This is a genomic window from Butyrivibrio sp. (assembly GCF_015056685.1).
Classification (GTDB): Bacteria; Bacillota; Clostridia; order Lachnospirales; family Lachnospiraceae; genus Butyrivibrio.
Map to the genome: position 1 here is coordinate 1 of NZ_SVFW01000006.1, position 17,672 is coordinate 17,672.

At 41.4% G+C, this 17,672-nt stretch carries 14 protein-coding genes and 1 riboswitch; of the genes, 8 read left to right on the forward strand and 6 right to left on the reverse strand.

Features of this window, described 5'->3' with window-relative positions; translation table 11 throughout:
• Positions 1-1,128: 1,128 nt before the first annotated feature.
• Positions 1,129-2,958, reverse strand: coding sequence for a translational GTPase TypA (gene typA / locus E7303_RS03220; RefSeq protein ID WP_292143813.1), 1,830 nt, complete (start codon positions 2,956-2,958; stop codon positions 1,129-1,131).
• A 206-nt stretch (positions 2,959-3,164) separates the two neighbouring features.
• Positions 3,165-3,337, forward strand: a riboswitch (Lysine riboswitch).
• A 104-nt stretch (positions 3,338-3,441) separates the two neighbouring features.
• Here typA and dapA point away from each other — a divergent pair.
• The 3 genes from dapA to hisA all read left to right on the forward strand — a co-directional run bounded on the left by dapA (position 3,442) and on the right by hisA (position 6,055).
• Positions 3,442-4,326 carry a 4-hydroxy-tetrahydrodipicolinate synthase gene (gene dapA, locus E7303_RS03225; RefSeq protein ID WP_022773833.1) on the forward strand — a complete coding sequence of 295 codons (885 nt, stop codon included), beginning with the start codon at positions 3,442-3,444 and terminating at the stop codon, positions 4,324-4,326.
• A 95-nt stretch (positions 4,327-4,421) separates the two neighbouring features.
• On the forward strand, positions 4,422-5,177 hold the full coding sequence (dapB, locus tag E7303_RS03230; RefSeq protein WP_292143814.1) for a 4-hydroxy-tetrahydrodipicolinate reductase: 756 nt from the start codon (positions 4,422-4,424) through the stop codon (positions 5,175-5,177).
• Between the two features lie 83 nt (positions 5,178-5,260).
• Complete coding sequence (gene hisA / locus E7303_RS03235; protein WP_292143893.1) at positions 5,261-6,055, forward strand: phosphoribosylformimino-5-aminoimidazole carboxamide ribotide isomerase; 795 nt, start codon at positions 5,261-5,263, stop codon at positions 6,053-6,055.
• A gap of 134 nt (positions 6,056-6,189) precedes the next feature.
• Here hisA and E7303_RS03240 read toward each other — a convergent pair whose 3' ends face one another.
• Complete coding sequence (locus E7303_RS03240; RefSeq protein WP_013281837.1) at positions 6,190-6,390, reverse strand: cold-shock protein; 201 nt, start codon at positions 6,388-6,390, stop codon at positions 6,190-6,192.
• Positions 6,391-6,660: 270 nt separating this feature from the next.
• Here E7303_RS03240 and E7303_RS03245 point away from each other — a divergent pair, with 270 nt between their 5' ends.
• Positions 6,661-6,945 carry a YerC/YecD family TrpR-related protein gene (locus tag E7303_RS03245; RefSeq protein ID WP_022773837.1) on the forward strand — a complete coding sequence of 95 codons (285 nt, stop codon included), beginning with the start codon at positions 6,661-6,663 and terminating at the stop codon, positions 6,943-6,945.
• A gap of 83 nt (positions 6,946-7,028) precedes the next feature.
• Here E7303_RS03245 and E7303_RS03250 read toward each other — a convergent pair whose 3' ends face one another.
• From E7303_RS03250 to E7303_RS03265, 4 genes are all read right to left on the reverse strand, one after another.
• Positions 7,029-7,490, reverse strand: coding sequence for a bactofilin family protein (locus E7303_RS03250; RefSeq protein WP_292143815.1), 462 nt, complete (start codon positions 7,488-7,490; stop codon positions 7,029-7,031).
• Between the two features lie 14 nt (positions 7,491-7,504).
• Positions 7,505-8,287 carry a murein hydrolase activator EnvC family protein gene (locus tag E7303_RS03255; protein ID WP_292143816.1) on the reverse strand — a complete coding sequence of 261 codons (783 nt, stop codon included), beginning with the start codon at positions 8,285-8,287 and terminating at the stop codon, positions 7,505-7,507.
• 184 nt (positions 8,288-8,471) lie between these two features.
• The gene (locus E7303_RS03260; RefSeq protein WP_292143817.1) at positions 8,472-10,004 is read right to left on the reverse strand and encodes a hypothetical protein; all 1,533 of its coding nucleotides are present in this window, start codon (positions 10,002-10,004) and stop codon (positions 8,472-8,474) included.
• A 223-nt stretch (positions 10,005-10,227) separates the two neighbouring features.
• Positions 10,228-12,678: a GH36-type glycosyl hydrolase domain-containing protein gene (locus E7303_RS03265; RefSeq protein ID WP_292143818.1), complete on the reverse strand. Its 2,451-nt coding sequence runs from the start codon at positions 12,676-12,678 to the stop codon at positions 10,228-10,230.
• A gap of 385 nt (positions 12,679-13,063) precedes the next feature.
• Between E7303_RS03265 and E7303_RS03270 the strand changes: the two genes are divergently transcribed.
• The 4 genes from E7303_RS03270 to E7303_RS03285 all read left to right on the forward strand — a co-directional run bounded on the left by E7303_RS03270 (position 13,064) and on the right by E7303_RS03285 (position 17,496).
• Entirely contained in the window at positions 13,064-14,086 is a 1,023-nt protein-coding gene (locus E7303_RS03270; protein ID WP_292143894.1) for a LacI family DNA-binding transcriptional regulator, read from the forward strand.
• Between the two features lie 70 nt (positions 14,087-14,156).
• Complete coding sequence (locus E7303_RS03275; RefSeq protein WP_292143819.1) at positions 14,157-15,593, forward strand: carbohydrate ABC transporter substrate-binding protein; 1,437 nt, start codon at positions 14,157-14,159, stop codon at positions 15,591-15,593.
• A gap of 106 nt (positions 15,594-15,699) precedes the next feature.
• Entirely contained in the window at positions 15,700-16,617 is a 918-nt protein-coding gene (locus E7303_RS03280; RefSeq protein WP_292143820.1) for a carbohydrate ABC transporter permease, read from the forward strand.
• A 15-nt stretch (positions 16,618-16,632) separates the two neighbouring features.
• A complete protein-coding gene (locus E7303_RS03285) occupies positions 16,633-17,496 on the forward strand; it encodes a carbohydrate ABC transporter permease (protein WP_074886122.1) in 864 nt (287 codons plus the stop codon).
• Positions 17,497-17,672 lie beyond the last annotated feature (176 nt).

Consider the following 17,672-nt stretch of genomic DNA (forward strand, 5'->3'; position numbering starts at 1 on the left):
AATATTTACTTGAGCCATGATGATTACTCACCTCCTTTATATTGTTTGGTTTGGTCACTTAACATTTTAAATCAGGAGAGAGCATTCATGGCTCTTTTATATTATATTTTCAATTTACACCATTATATGGACATAATGTGATTTTTGTCATGATAATGCTTTGTTATTACAGAATTCATGACCTAATCAGTATATTTCTTTTACTTAGGTCATGTTTCTGGTCATGATAGGTATTATCAAAGTGGATTTCGATAGAAATTCAGGTTTTATCCTATATCTCAGAAAATCGCTGTTATAAAAATCATTCCGTCCGTATAACGATCCATATAATAGAAAAAATATCGTTTTGGGCATATAGCGCTTTGTAAAGCTTTCAGCCACCTCTGATTCTTACTATTTTGGGCATATAGCAGCTTTTTGCGATGCCAGCCACCCCTCACGAGCGCTCAAATGGGCATATAGGACGACTTCAAGCCTCGGACCACCCGTAAAAAGGCTGCGGCCGGATTATTACCGTATATGCCCAATCGCCTGCGATGAAATCCATGATGAGGGGTGGCTGCAAGCCTGATATCCGGCTATGAGCCCAAAACCTGTTTAATTGCAGGTGGCTGAGCTATTAAAAACAAGCTATATGCCCAAAGGTAACGCTTTCGGGCTCCCTTAACTGCTACTTGTATAGTGTACACATATAAACTCCCTTTAGCCCTGCTTTCACATGTGGCATGCGAAAGCTGCGAGCCCATGTTCCATAGAAACTAGCCGCTTCTGCTGCCACTGAATTCAGAGTCCGAGGTGCCTTCACCCCCTACTGTTCTCGGAATTGGATCCTGAGGCACCTTAACCCAGCCACACCGCAGGTGCTTGCCATTGACGGGTTCTGGGAAAAACGCTACAATGCTGAATCCGACGGTGAGATAAAATCTACTGTTCCCATCATCCTCACCGTCGGCAGAGCCTGCAGGGCGTTTTCCTCAGGTTCAGTCAATGGTGGCGGACGCTACCAATCACTTACGCATATACAAAGGGAGAGTATTCCGATGGGTGCGATTAGCATCCATCAGAATACTCTCCCTAATTTACAATGTATACTTTGATAGTTTATTACGTCCTGCTTGCAAAAAAGAATTATTTCTTGAAGCCGGCTCTCTTACGAAGAGTAGGATCAAGGATTCTCTTTCTGATACGAAGACTTGTAGGTGTTACCTCCAAAAGCTCATCGTTATCGATGAATTCGATGCACTGCTCAAGAGACATGATCCTAGGTGGAACAAGACGAAGAGCTTCATCAGAAGCTGATGTTCTTGTATTTGTAAGGTGCTTTGTCTTGCAGACATTAACCTCAACGTCCTCAGACTTACCACTTGTTCCGATAACCATTCCTGAGTAAACCTTATCACCAGGCTTGATGAAGAGCTGTCCACGGTCCTGAGCATTGAAAAGACCGTATGCTGTAGCTTCACCTGACTCGAAAGCTATGACTGAACCTGTCTTACGGTAGTTCATATCTCCCTTATAAGGAGCATAGCCATCGAAGATTGTGTTGATGATACCGTTACCCTTTGTATCAGTCATGAACTCACCTCTGTATCCGATAAGTCCACGTGAAGGAATGTTGAACTCAAGACGAGTGTAACCACCATTTCCGGCACCCATGTTTACAAGCTCACCTTTTCTTTCGCCGAGCTTCTGAATAACGCTTCCGGAGAATTCATCAGGAACATCGATGTAGCATTTCTCCATAGGCTCAAGCTTGTGACCCTGCTCATCTGTGTGGTAGATAACCTCTGCCTTACTTACAGCAAACTCAAAGCCTTCACGACGCATTGTCTCAATAAGAACTGAAAGGTGAAGCTCACCACGTCCTGAAACCTTGAATGTCTCTGTTGTATCTGTATCTTCTACACGAAGAGAAACGTCAGTGTTAAGTTCCTTATAAAGTCTGTCACGAAGGTGACGGCTTGTTACATATTTACCTTCCTGACCAGCAAGTGGAGAGTCGTTAACAATGAAGTTCATTGAAATAGTAGGCTCTGAAATCTTCTGGAATGGAATAGCAACCTGATTATCAACTGAGCAAAGTGTATCACCAATCTTAAGATCTTCGATACCTGAAATGGCAACGATTGAACCAATCTTTGCTTCCTGAACTTCAACTCTTCCAAGTCCATCGTACTCATAGAGCTTGCTGATCTTGGTCTTGATACGTCTGTCTGGCTCGTGGTGGTTAACAACTACAACTTCCTGGTTAACCTTAACGACACCGTTATCAACCTTACCTACACCGATACGTCCAACGTACTCGTTGTAATCGATTGTGCTGATAAGCACCTGTGTGCTGACATCAGGATCGCCAACAGGAGCTGGAATATAATTAACGATTGTATCAAGAAGTGGCTTCATATCTGTGCCAGGTTCATCAAGTGAAAGTGATGATGTTCCAGCCTTAGCCGATGCAAATACGAATGGGCAGTCAAGCTGATTATCATCGGCACCAAGATCCATAAGGAGCTCAAGTACTTCATCGATAACATCATTTGGTCTTGCTTCAGGACGGTCGATCTTGTTGATACATACAATAACAGGAAGACCAAGATCCATTGCCTTACCAAGAACGAACTTGGTCTGTGGCATAGGACCTTCAAAAGCGTCAACGACAAGGATTACACCGTTAACCATCTTAAGAACTCGCTCAACCTCACCACCAAAGTCTGCGTGACCTGGAGTATCAATGATGTTGATCTTGATATCTTTATATGTGATAGCTGTGTTTTTAGACATGATGGTAATACCACGCTCTTTTTCGATATCCCCGGAGTCCATAACACGTTCTACAACTTCCTGACCGGCACGGAATACACCACTCTGTCTTAAAAGTCCGTCAACCAGAGTTGTTTTACCATGGTCAACGTGAGCGATAATAGCAACGTTTCTTACATCATTTCTAGTCTGCTTCATAAATAAACCTTTCTTATAATTAATACAATTAACAATTATTTCTCAAAACTTTAGTAGTATAGCACGCGTTTTTTTCTAGTTCAACCCCATTTTCATTTCCTTAATAAAGTAATAATAAAATGTTTATAGTGGCTACTTTATTGGAAAACGTGCGGCGGTCTTGACACGCTTTTTTTCGTGTTGTAGTATTTAAAACAACTAAAGACGGTTTAGATAGAGGTTGCGTATTTAATGAGTATTTCTGTGGATGTGTCAGGCACAGATGAATCAGGAAAAAAGGTAAATACGCCGAAAGGTTCAATTACCTGAGGATTGGATACTTGGGCATGCAGTAAACAGCTGTATGACTGTCATCGAAAGATGGGGCGCTATCAACAATACAAATGCTTTAACCAGGATTGTTATAGGCTCATCAGATTTTCTGTTGAGCCTTTTTCTTTGAAAAAACAGCATTAGCGCACCAAAAGCCAAAAGGAGGGCAAAATGGCTATTTTTAAGGGAGCAGGAGTTGCGATCGCAACACCATTTAAGGAGAACGGGGAGGTTAATTACGAAGAGTTTGAGCGTCTTATCGAGTTCCAGATCGAGAACGGAACAGATGCCATTATCGTATGTGGAACCACCGGAGAGGCAGCGACCATGAGTGAAGAAGAGCACATGGACGTTGTAAAGTTTTGTATAGACAAGGTAGCAAAAAGAATTCCTGTTATCGCAGGAACAGGTTCTAATTGCACAGAGACAGCTGTCAAGCTTTCAAAGCTTGCCGAGGAGTATGGCGCTGACGGATTACTGCTTGTTACTCCTTATTACAACAAGGCTACACAGGGCGGTCTCATCGCACATTTCTCAGCAGTAGCAAAAGAGGTAAATATACCGATCATTCTCTACAATGTGCCAAGCAGAACAGGCTGCAATATCCTTCCTGAGACAGCTGTTAAGCTTGCGCGTGAATACAAAAATATTGTTGGTATCAAGGATGCTACAGGTAATATTTCACAGACAACCAAGATGATGCAGCTTGCAGAAGGATGCATCGATCTTTACTCAGGTGATGATGATCAGATCGTACCTATCATGTCAATTGGTGGTCTTGGTGTCATCTCAGTTCTATCAAATATCGCTCCACGACAGACACATGAGATTTGTCAGAAGTGTCTTGAGGGGGATTATGCAGCTGCAAGAGAGCTTCAGTTCAAAGCTTTTCCTCTCGTGAAAGCTCTTTTCTCTGAGGTTAATCCTATCCCTGTTAAGAGTGCCCTTAAAATGGTAGGCTTTGCGGCAGGCCCTCTTCGCCTTCCTCTTACAGAGATGGAACCTGAGAATCAGGAAAAGCTCCGCGCAGAGATGAAGAAGTTCGGACTTATCTGATCGCGTTTATCAACAAAAATGTGCTAAAAAAATAAGATATCCACAATTGATCGGTGTATAAATCAGTTTAAACATACGATTTCAGAGGAGTAAATATGACAAAAATGATAATGCACGGCTGCAATGGCCGCATGGGACATGTGATTATCGACCTTGTTAAGGAAGATAAGGATATAGAAGTTGTCGCAGGAGTAGATGCATATGGAGAGAGCTCCTACGATTTTCCTGTTTTTAAAAGCCTTGAGGAGTGCAATGTGGCAGCAGATGTCATTGTTGATTTTTCAAATGCTTCTGCGGCAGAAGGCCTTTTAGCTTATTGTGAAAAGACATCAACTCCTGTTGTTCTTTGCTCAACAGGTCTTTCAGAAGATCAGCTTCTTAAGGTAAAAGAGACATCCAAAAAAGTTGCAGTTTTAAAGTCTGCCAATATGTCTGTTGGTGTTAACGCTCTTATGAAGGTTTTAAAGGAGGTTTCTCCACTTTTTGCGGCAGCAGGATTTGACATTGAGATAGTAGAAAAGCACCACAATCAGAAACTTGATGCACCAAGTGGAACAGCAATTGCCCTTGCTGACAGCATTAACGATTCTCTTGGCAATGAATACGAGTACGTATATGACAGAAGCACAAGAAGAGAAAAGAGACCTGAAAAAGAAATAGGAATCTCAGCGGTACGTGGCGGTACGATCGTTGGGGATCACGATGTTATCTTTGCGGGACACGACGAAGTTGTAACTCTTTCTCATAGGGCTTATTCCAGAGCTATATTTGGAAAAGGAGCTATAGAGGCAGCCAAGTTCCTTGCTGGAAAACCTGCCGGAATGTATGACATGAGTGACGTACTTGCCTGATGATATGGCTGAAGTTATACTACACATTCTTTTGGGATGTATGTGCAGCAGGACTTCAGCCATTATTTATGAAAGGAATGATCATGAAGCTTAGACCATGTATTGATATTCATAACGGAAAAGTTAAACAGATTGTGGGTAGCAGTCTTAGAGATGCCGGAGATGTGGCCAGTGAGAACTATGTGTCTACAAGGGAAGCGGCATTTTATTCCAATATGTATAGAGAACTGGGGCTTTCAGGCGGTCATGTGATTCTTCTTAATTCTGTGGACAGCCCTTATTATGAAATGACAAAAAAACAGGCTTTTGGAGCTCTTTTAGCTAATCCCGGTCTTTTGCAGGTTGGCGGCGGGATAACTGCTGACAATGCGCAGGAATTCATTGATGCAGGTGCTTCTCATGTTATAGTCACTTCATACGTGTTTAAAAATGGCAAGATTAGCTATACGAACCTGAAAAAGCTGGTCAAGGCTGTTGGGAAAGAAAGGATAGTTCTTGATCTTTCCTGTAAAGCAGGAGAAGATGAAAGCAAGGATGAGCCTGCATCTTACTATATTGTCACTGATAGATGGCAGAAGATGACCGATGTGAAACTTTGCAGCGAAACTTTGGATGAACTTTCAGAGTATTGCGATGAGTTTCTGGTTCATGCAGCAGATGTTGAGGGCAAGCAAAACGGAATAGAAAAGAATGTAGTTAAGATCCTGGCCGATTGGGGGAAAAGACCTATCACATATGCCGGCGGTGTTGGCAGTATATCCGATATTAAAAGCTTGAAAAAGCTTGGGAAAGGTAAGATAGATGTTACTGTTGGATCCGCGCTTGATATATTTGGCGGGAATCTGAAGATGGAAGATGTGATCACAGCATGTGAGTGATTCAAGACTAAAAAAGGCCATCTGACTAATGTCAGATGGCTTTTTCTATTAATCATTGTTACAATCTTGCAAATTCAATATATATATATTAGAATAAGGCACTTTGTAGTCTGATTAATTGCTCTAATTCAGAATTAAAGCTTGTTTACGTTTACGGCCTGAGGTCCCTTTTCGCCCTGGATTACATCATACTCTACAGAAGCGCCCTCTTCGAGAGACTTGAAACCTTCCATGTTGAGTCCTGAATAATGTACGAATACATCATTTCCAGCCTCGTCTGAGATGAAGCCGTAACCCTTCTGGTTGTTGAACCACTTAACAGTACCTTTGTTCATTGTAATACCTCCACTAAAAATAAAAAAATATTCGTTCTGTTGTCTAGTCTATGACAACATATTTACAATAGCACAGTAAAAAACAAAAGTAAAGCGCATATTTTGTATTTTGCGTATAATCATTACAATTTTTAGTGCTTTTCCGATATTTAAATTACCTCTTTACTTTACAAATTTAGAGTGATAAAATGTTTAAGCACGAAAGTATTTTATACGAAATATTGATAAGTTGTGGCGACAGAAAAAATATTGAATTGGAGGACATGGCAGATGAACAAAAAAATAAGAACAGATGCAGTAGATCACCTGTTTGATGCAATTCTTTGCCTTCAGAATAAAGAGGAGTGTTATAGCTTCTTTGAGGATCTGTGTACTGTTAACGAGCTTCTTTCTCTTTCACAGAGATTTGAAGTTGCTTCTATGTTGAGAGAACATAAGACTTATCTGGAGATAGCGGAGAAGACCGGTGCGTCTACCGCAACCATAAGCAGAGTTAACCGTTCACTTAACTATGGTGATGATGGTTACGAGTTAGTTTTCGAGAGAATGAAATAAAAAAAATCGCTTGCCTTGGATAATTTCCGTGGGCAAGCGTTTTTTATTTAATTCATTATCAGTTTGTTTCTGTCTTATTATCTTCAGTTTGTTTCTGCCTTATTATCTTCAGCCGTTTCTTCTTTTGATTCCTTATCAGCAACAGCTCTTTCTTTCGCTATAGAAGCAGAAGACTTATCCTGACCGGTCATTTCACATTTACCCTGGAAAACAGCGTTTTCATCGATGATGATTCCTTTGCAGGAAATGTCGCCGTAAACTTTTCCGGTATCACTTATTTCAATTTTGCCCTGTGGAGCAGTGATATTACCTGTAACCTCACCAGCAACATATACGTTAAGTGCTGATACAGTACCGGTAATCTTGCCGTCCTGGCCAATGATAAGCGCACCAGAGATGGTTACGTTTCCTTTAATGATACCGTCAATTCTGGTTGAATCTTTAGTTGTCAGTGGGCCTTCAATTACAGCGCCGGGGCCAATGATTGTTCCAACCTGTTCCAGTAATGCGTTGTCTTCGGCTGAGTCTTTTTTGTTTCCGAACATGATTATCCTCCGATTTAACCATTAATCTCTATTAGTTCTTCAGGATCGATAAATTTATCATCCTGCTGAATCTGATATCCAAGGGTGGTATTGTCACTTACCACAAAGATTATGTCACCTCTGTCTATGGCATCGCCTTCAGAAACAAGTGGATCTCCTGCGTTTCTATAGAAAGTGATATATCCATTGCCATGGTCAATGGTGACCATATTGCCAAATTTGGCATCAGTAGTTACTGATAAAACTGTGCCTGTACCTGTTGCAATTACATTGCTTCCGGCTGCTGCTTCAAATAAAACAATAGGATTGCCGGTAGCAGTATCTTTATTCTCATCTGTAATCTTGGTAACAGTAGTGGAGTTAGTATCATCAACAGCTGCAATAGGTGCTGAAGCTCCTGCTGTAAGCGGAAAACCTGTTGGGACAGCGAGGGTCTCAGCTTCTTCAGCTGACTGCTGCTCATTTTCCAGTCTCAGATTAAGAGCTGCTCTAAGCTGTTGTTCCTCAGTTACAAGAGTCTCATTCGATGCTTCCAAAGTACTGTTTTCTACTTTGAGATCTTCAATCTGTTTTTTCTGCTCAGCCTGTATGGACCTGAGAGTATTTATGGTCATTGCCGAGTAGATAATGTAGCAGACCAGTGCAAGAACTATTGCAAAAGAACAGTAGGCAAGCACCTGAGTCTTAAAATGATTAAGATGGAGACGTTTGGTACTTCCATCAGAATCTCCTGAAATGATCATAAAAGTATAATGTCTCTTATGCCTGTGCTTTCTGGGCTTTTTATCTGCGCTCATATTCACCTCCGACTGACTAAATATTTTATCATATATGCCAGTAAAATGGCAAATTATGCGCAAAACCCCAGCGAAATACACAATTACGTGCAAAGAATCGTCCCTCTGATTCCACAAAAAAAACTCCCTACACCGTAGGGCTATGTGGGCGCCCTGTGGTGTGGGGAGTTTAAGAAATTACTATTTACTTTGTGCCTGTTAATGCTGTGCCGTTTACGTAGAGTGTGTAACCGTTACTGATTATGCTTGATGCGTCGCCGTCAAAGGATGTGATATAAGTGTCAGCGGTAAGTGTCCAGGTACTGCTTGAGTCGATACTTACTGATACTGTGCCGACCTTTGTTGACACTGTTTCGCCGTCTGCGTTTGTTATGTTGCCGTCGATAGCTCCTTCAAAGGTTGATCCGTTTGTGAGGTTCAATGTGAACTCAGAATCATCTCCGACAAGGATTGTTCCGGAGAGGATCTGGTCATCTGCATTAAGTGTGGCTATATTGTTATCGCCTGTCCATCCGTCTGCACATACTGAGAGAAGGATGTTATCAGAATCGGCATTGTTGATGCTTACACTTGAGAGGTTGATGACCGCGTTTGTGTTTGTAACGTGGAATACGTGACCATTTTTACTTGTAAGTGAGCCGCCGTTCATTGTAAATGTAGATGTTCCGCTGTCTGCATCACCTGACATTGACTGGTAGATCATGATGGTGTCGTAGAATGTAGCGTTACCATTAGTGTCAGTATTATTTGCAGTCATATCACAATCATTAAGTGTAATGGAGTTTATACCCTCAATGCATACACCTTCTGAAAGGTTTGAAGTGAGTGTTGCATCTGAAACGGTAATATCCGCAGTTGAGTAGATTGCAGGTGAGCCGAGACCATTTGTTGTGTAAGTTCCGCCATCTACAGTAACTGTTCCGCCGCCTCTGTCAGTTCTGATAGCAGCAGAGGACTGGCCTGATGTTTCAACAGTGAGGTTGGAAGCCTTTGTTATACCGCCACCTGTTGTCATGATACCGCCTGAACCGTCACCTGTTGTTGTAATGGATGTATCTGAAATGATAACTGTTGTGCCGTCTCCTGAAGCACCGTTCTGTCCGCCGTTACCGCCGTAAGAGAAGACGCCGTTTGCGCCGTCTGCATCAGAAGTGATAGTTCCACCTGTGATTGTGGTTGTTGATCCGTCTTTTACAAGGACAGCAGCGTTAAGACCGTAGAAGTTGCAGTTGTCGCCACCATCTGAGTCACCTGTCTTTTCAACAGTTGGATTTGTTATTGTTACGTCTTCAGAAGTTGCAATCAAAAGAGCACTCTGATCAACTGTACTTGTTGAATATGTCTTTGAGTCTTGAGTATCGGCAGATGTGATCTCAACAGCACCTGAATAATCTATATCAGCGCTGCTGCTACCGCCGCCAAAGCCGCCACCGCCTTCTCCTCCGGGACCACCGCCAGGTGCTCCATCGGGGGCTTCACCCTGAGGCTTTTCTCCATCAGGTGCCTCGCCTTCAGGCTTTTCACCTTCTTTATTATCTGCAGGCGCTTCGCCTTGAGCCATGTCTTTTTCACCAGCTTCTGCAGGTGCTTCAACACTGCTTTCAGCCTGGGTATCCAGAGTTGAAGCTGTACTTTCCTGACCGCAGGCAGCAAGTGATGCGCACATTACTGTTATAGCTGCAGTAGATATCAGTTTTTTGACATATTTTTTTTTCATCTTAAGTCATCTCCTAATAGATTTGCTTTTTAGTTTATGTGTGCATTATGAAACTTAAACCTAAAATTAACTTAAAATGTTAAAGTCAATATGCAAAAAGCCGCATAAATCTGCTTGAATGCAGAAAATATGCGGCTTTTAGGCATTTTTTAAAAGAGGTATAAAAAAGTATAATTTTTTATGAAAAATAAGTTTCGTGGTCGATAGCTTTTATAAAATAAGATTACATGATAACTTCAACTTTGTATTCTTTTACTCCTGCTTCGTAAGGAATTACAGTTCCTTCGATCTCTTTGCCGTTTACAGTGAGCTTCTTAACTCCGCTCTGTGAACCATTTGTCTTAACGTCAATTGTATAAACGGCATCTCTGTACTTTCTTGTGATTGTAAAGTCACCAAAGTCCTCAGGTACACAAGGGCTCACTGAAAGACCGTTGTGAGTAGGATATACACCAAGAATGTACTGTGAGATATTAACAAATGTCCAGGCAGCAGTACCTGTAAGCCAGCTGTTCTTGCCCTGTCCGAAGAACTTAGCATCTCTTCCTGCAACCATCTGAGAGTATACATAAGGCTCAGTGCAGTGAACATCGCTGATGTCTTCAATATAAGCAGGACATGTCTTTTTGTAGATCTCAAAAGCTCTGTTTCCGTGGCCAAGAACTGTCTCAGCAATAGAAACCCAAGGATTGTTGTGGCAGAAGATACCGGCATTTTCCTTGTATCCCGGTGGATATGAGCTTACTTCACCAAGTTCAAGGTGATATTTTGTGTAAGCAGGCTGAAGGATCATTATGCCATACTTGGTATCAAGTCTTTCTTCAACGCTCTTAAGAGCCTTAGCTGCAAGGCCTTCCTTAACACCGATTCCTGCGAGAACGCAGAAGCCCTGAGGCTCGATGTAGATCTGACCTTCTTCACATTCTTTTGAACCAACTTTGTTGCTGTAGGCATCATATGCTCTTACAAACCATTCGCCGTCCCAACCTGCATCGAGCACAGCGTCGTAAACTTTTTTAACTTCGTCTCTTGCGCGCTTTGCTTCAGCATCATCGCCTAAGAGTTCAGCGAGCTGAGCGTACTCTTCACCGTACTTAACAAACATTCCGGCAATGAATACAGATTCTGCAACAGGCCCTTCAGAAGGTCCGAATGTCTGGAATGATTCACCTGGGTGCTCTGAGAAGCAGTTGAGGTTCAGACAGTCGTTCCAGTCAGCTCTTCCGATAAGAGGAAGTCCGTGAGGTCCCTTGTGAGTGATAGTGAAGTTAAGTGAGCACTTTAAGTGTTCCATAAGTGTCTTTGCAACACTCATATCGTTATCAAAAGGTACGATCTCTTTTAATATAGAAAGATCACCTGTCTCTCTTACATATGCGCTTGTTCCTGCAATGAGCCAAAGTGGATCATCATTGAAGCCAGATCCGATATCGGAGTTACCCTTCTTGGTAAGTGGCTGATACTGATGATATGCGCTACCATCCTGGAACTGAGTAGAAGCGATATCAATTATACGCTGTCTTGCTCTGTCCGGAATAAGGTGAACAAAGCCCAGAAGATCCTGACATGAATCTCTAAAGCCCATTCCACGGCCAATTCCTGACTCATAATATGAAGCAGAACGTGACATGTTGAATGTTACCATGCACTGATACTGGTTCCAAATGTTGACCATTCTGTCAACTTTCTCATTTTTGGAAGAGATGTGGTAGATTCCAAGGAGGTTATCCCAGTAATCGCTTAACTCTTTAAGAGCCTTATCAACAGCTTCCTCTGTCTTGTAGCTGTCAAGCATCTTGAATGCAGGTTTTTTATTAACAACAGAAGGAGCTTCCCATTTATCATCTTCAGGATTCTCGATATAACCGAGTGTAAAGATGAAAGTCCTGGACTCGCCAGGAGCAAGCTCAAGGTTGATCTGCTGAGATGCAATAGGAGACCATCCGCTTGCAATTGAGTTTGTTGCCTTTCCTTCTGCAACTACATCAGGGCTGTCAGGGCCGTTGTATGCACCAAGGAAAGCATCTCTGCTAGTGTCGAATCCATCAACTTTAGCATTTACACCGTAGATAGCATAGTGGTTACGACGCTCTCTGTACTCTGTCTTGTGGAAGATAACAGATCCGCCGTCAACAACTTCAACTTCACCTGTGCTAAGGTTTCTCTGGAAGTTCTTCATATCATCGTCAGCATTCCAAAGGCACCATTCTACATAAGAAAAGAGTGACAATTTAGCTGCTGTGCTCTTGTTATTTGTGATAGTGAGCTTTGAAATCTCACAGTTGTCATTCATAGGAACGAATGTTAAAAGTTTTGCTTCAACATCATTTTTGGATGATGTGAACTTGCTATATCCAAGGCCGTGACGACATTCGTAGCTGTCAAGCTTTGTCTTGACAGGCTGCCAACCCGGATTCCATACAACAGTGTTAGCGGCATCTGTTACATCTTTAATATAGAAGTATTTACCATTGTTGTCATAAGGCACGTTGTTATAGCGATATCTTGTGAGTCTTAAAAGCTTGGCATCCTTATAGAATGTGTAACCGCCACAAGTGTTGGATATTAGTGAAAAGAACTCTTTATTCCCGAGGTAGTTGATCCAGGGAAGGGGAGTCTTTGGGGTAGTGATGACGTATTCACGAGCTGCGTCGTCAAAGTAACCGTATTTCATATCGACCTCCTAATACTTAAACGTTTAAGATAATTTCCTAGTGACATTATATATGGCAAGTTGATGGAATGCAATAGAAAAAATCCAAAAAAGATTCACCTGAATGCCGCACAAAACCTAGGGGTAATTAAAATAAACAAATCGTTTCCGTGGAATAGGCGCAGAATCTGTATCAAATCGAAAACGTTTAAATCAAAAATGAACAAACTATGTACAACTTCGGAAAAATGTATGAAAAAGCGATAATGAATTTGTAAAAAACAAACAAAATTATATAATGTGCACAAAAAAATAATAATGATACTTGATTTGAAAGTAAAAATGATGTATATTGAAATCACGAAAACGATTAAGTGTATGTGAAAAGGTACAAATGACAAAGAGAATGGTTTCACTCAAAGACATATCTAAGGCTTGTGGAGTGTCGGTTGCGACCGTTTCCAAGGCCCTTAATGATCATAGTGATATAAGTAAAGAAACGAAAGAACGTGTCAGAGAAATTGCTGAGCAGCTTGGCTATCATCCCAATGCTGCAGCCCAGGCGCTCAAGACAAACAGAACCAATAACATCGGAGTCCTGTTTGTTGATGAGGCAAACAGCGGCCTTACTCATGATTACTTTTCACATGTTCTTGACAGTTTCAAAAAGAAAGCGGAGCAGGAAGGTTTCGATATCACCTTTATTAATGGTAATAAGACCCGCAACAATATGAGCTATTTATCTCACGCAATCTACAGAGGATTTGACGGTGTGGTAATTGCCTGTGTTGATTTTTCAGATCCCCAAGTGGATGAGCTTATTAAGAGCAACATTCCTGTTGTCACTATCGACCACTCTTTCTTCAATAGAATATCGATCATGTCTGACAACATAAAAGGCATTAAGGATTTAGTTACTTATGTATATGAAATGGGACATAGGAAGATAGCTTATGTACACGGTTATGAAAATACCGCCGTTACACAGAGCAGATTGGCAAGTTTCTACAATACTTTGCAGGAACTTGGTATAAACGTTTCGGATGAATATATCGTGGGAAGTCCTTACAGAGATACTGAGAAGGCTTATGAAGCTACCCAAAAGCTTCTTGATCTTCCTGATCCACCTACATGTATTCTTTATCCCGATGACTTTGCAGCGTTTGGCGGATTCAATGCAGTCAGAGAGAGGAACTTGCGCATCCCGGAAGATATTTCCATTGCCGGTTATGATGGAATTGAGCTGGCAAGGCGAATAAGTCCTTTGATGACAACAATAGTTCAGAATACAGACAAAATTGGAAGGACAGCAGCAGCCAAGCTGATTGATCTGATAAATAATCCGAAAGGAACGCTGATCGAGCAGATAGTTATAGAAGGGACTCTTGAGAAGGGTGAGTCCGTAGGGCGTATTGAAACAGTTAAATAAGGTTTAAGACGGCAAAGCCGTTTTAGATAATACTAACAAAACACTCATATAAAAGGGAGGTACATTAGTTATGAAGAAGAAAGTACTTGGATTGTTACTTTCAACAACTATGGTAGCAGGTATGCTTTCAGCATGCGGTAGCACAGCTACTACAACAGAGACTCCAGCAGCAGAGACACCTGCAGCTGAGACAACAACAGAAGCTCCAGCAGCAGAGACACCTGCAGCTGAGGCAACAACAGAAGCAGTTGCTGAATTACCAGCAGATGAGGGAAAAGTTCTTAACATTTCAGCATGGAACGAAGAGTTTAAGTCTCGTCTTACAGATCACTATCCAGGATATGAGGTAATCGATGGAACAACAGGTAAGATCGGTGATGTAACAGTTAACTGGCTCATTACTCCTAACGAAGAGAACGCTTACCAGAACAGACTTGATGAGCTTCTTCTTGCACAGGATAGTGCAGCAGCAGATGATAAGGTTGACCTTTTCCTTGTAGAAGCTGACTACGCTGTTAAGTACACAGATACAGATTACACACTTCCTATAAAGGATCTTGGAATCACAGATGAAGATCTCAAAGATCAGTATGCATACACACAGGCAGTTGTTACAGATTCTAACGGAGTTCTTAAGGGAACATCATGGCAGGGCTGCCCTGGCGTTATGATCTACAACAGAGCAATTGCAAAAGAAGTATTCGGAACAGATGAGCCTGCAGATATCCAGGCTAAGTTCTCAGATTGGGATAAGTTCTTTGAGTCAGCAGGCGAACTTGATAAGGCTGGTTACGATGTAATTTCTTCAACAGCTGATACATTCCGTGTATATCAGAACAACGCTAAGCTTCCTTGGGTAGATGGAACAAAGATCCAGGTTGATGACAACCTTAAGAAGTGGGTTGAAGATTCTAAGAAACTTGCTGACGCTGGCTACTGCAACACTTGGGGACAGTGGGGCGAAGACTGGAACAAGGGCTTCTATCCTGAAGGAAAAGTATTTGCTTACTTTGGACCAGCTTGGCTTATCGATTTCTGTATGGCAGCTGATGTAGATGGTTCTGTTGCACATGATGGCGGCTGGGCTGCTACAGAAGGACCTCAGGGCTTCTATTGGGGCGGTACATGGATCTGCGCAGCAGCTGGAACAGATAATGCTAACCTTGTAGCAGATATCATGAGAAAGATGACATGCGATCCAGAAGTTATGAAGGACATCGTTCTTAAGGACAATGATTTCGTAAACAACAGACCTGTTATGGAAGGTCTTGCAGCTGATGAGTCATACTCAAATGCAGTTCTTGGCGGACAGAACCCTCTTAAGATGTTCTGCGCTGGTGCTGATAACATTGATATGGCTAACCTTACAGCTTATGATCAGGGTCTTCTTGGTGACTTCCAGACAGCTATGGGCGACTACATCAATGGCAACTATGCTACATATGATGAGGCTCTTGAGCAGTTCTACACATTAGCACTTCAGAGATATCCTGAACTTACAAGATAATCATTCTTAAGATTATTGCCTAATAAACTGCCTGCCGGTTCGCCGGCAGGCAATTCTTTAAAACGCTTTGGGTTTAAAGAGTAAAATATCGCGGAGGTACGGTAGTATGGACAAAAAGAAGTCCAATTCTAACGTGGTTAAGTTTAATAGATGGGGATACATCTTTCTTATACCATTCTTTGTAACATATGTAATTTTTAGTTTAATTCCACTATGTTCAACAATTTATAACAGTTTCTTTGAAAATTATCGTTCCGGTCTTAAGCAGATAGGACCTAACTTTGTTGGAATCAACAACTATATCAATCTTCTTAGCTCACCGGAAATTTGGAAATATTTGGTAAATACACTGATCATGTGGGTTGGTGGCTTTATTCCACAGATCACTATAGCTCTTTTGCTGGCTTACTGGTTCTCTGATCCATCTCTTCGTCTTAAGGGACAGAGATTCTTCAAGACAGTTATTTACATGCCTAACCTTATCATGGCATCAGCTTTTTCAATGTTGTTCTTTGCATTGTTCTCAGATTCTGGCCCAGTAAACCAGATTCTTTTGAGCCTTGGCTTTATAAAAGAGCCATTTAAGTTCTTCCAGTATGTTATTGCATCAAGAGTACTTGTAATGCTTATGAACTTCCTTATGTGGTTCGGTAATACAACAATCCTTCTGATGGCTGGAATGCTTGGTATCGATTCATCACTTTATGAGGCAGCACAGGTGGATGGAGCTACAGCTTCACAGGTCTTCTTTAAGATCACAATGCCTATACTTCGTCCTATCTTTACATATGTACTTATAACATCTCTTATCGGTGGTTTGCAGATGTTCGATGTTCCTCAGATCCTGACAAATGGTAGAGGTAACCCTACTGATTCCTTGACAACAGTTATCATGTTGCTCAACAGATACCTTACAAGTAAGGACGTTGGCCGTGGCGGTGCTTTGTCAGTATTCTTATTCATTGTCACTGGTATTTTGAGTCTGGTTGTATTTAGAATGAACAGCTCAAAGGATAAAGACTAAGGAGGAAAAGGGATTATGGAAAATCAGGCAGCAGCTAAAACCCATGGACTTCCTATAGGAGCAAGAAGAACAATTGCTTATATCGTACTTGTTTTCTTCTCATTCTTATGTCTCATATGGTTTTATATATTGCTTATCAATTCAACAAGATCACATTCAGAGATGACACTTGGATTTACAATTCTTCCAAGCACACATCTTTTGGATAACTGGAATAGCCTTATAACAGGAACTATTCCTATTGCAAGAGGTTTTGCAAACAGTATCACGGTTTCAGTTTGCACCAGTATTCTTTGCGTATACTTCTCAGCAATGACAGCATATGCGATCAATACATACAGATTTAAAGGAAGAGATGCGATTGCTGCATTTATCCTGGCAATCATGATGATCCCAGGACAGGTTACAGCACTTGGTTTCTTACAGCTCATCAATAGAATGAGACTTGATGACTCAATTATTCCACTTATTTTGCCGGCAATTGCTTCACCTGTTACATATTTCTATCTTAAGCAGTACATGGAAAGTAACCTTCCATTGTCACTGGTTGAGGCAGCAAGAATTGACGGCTCAGGTGAGTTTAGAACATTTAACACAATCATTATTCCACTTATAAAGCCTGCTATCAGCGTTCAGATGATATTCAGCTTTGTAGGTAGCTGGAATAACTACTTCACACCAGCTCTTATCTTACATACAGATACAAAGAAGACTTTGCCTGTTATGATCGCTCAGCTTCGTGGAGCTGACTGGCTTAGATTTGATATGGGTCAGATCTATATTATGATCGCAGCATCTATTTTCCCTGTTATCGTAATATACCTTATCCTTTCTAAGTATATTGTAGGCGGAGTTTCAGCAGGAGCGGTAAAGGGTTGATTTTGCTTTACACAACGATTCGTTGTTTTAATTTGATGAGGTGACTTATTTTTATAAGTTTATCTTCATATTTTACTCTTTCCTTTTATAAGCGTTTAGAAAGCCATGACATTCCCCGTGTCATGGCTTTCTGCATTAATATGTGAAAAAAGATACGAAATAAGTGAGATTGCTTC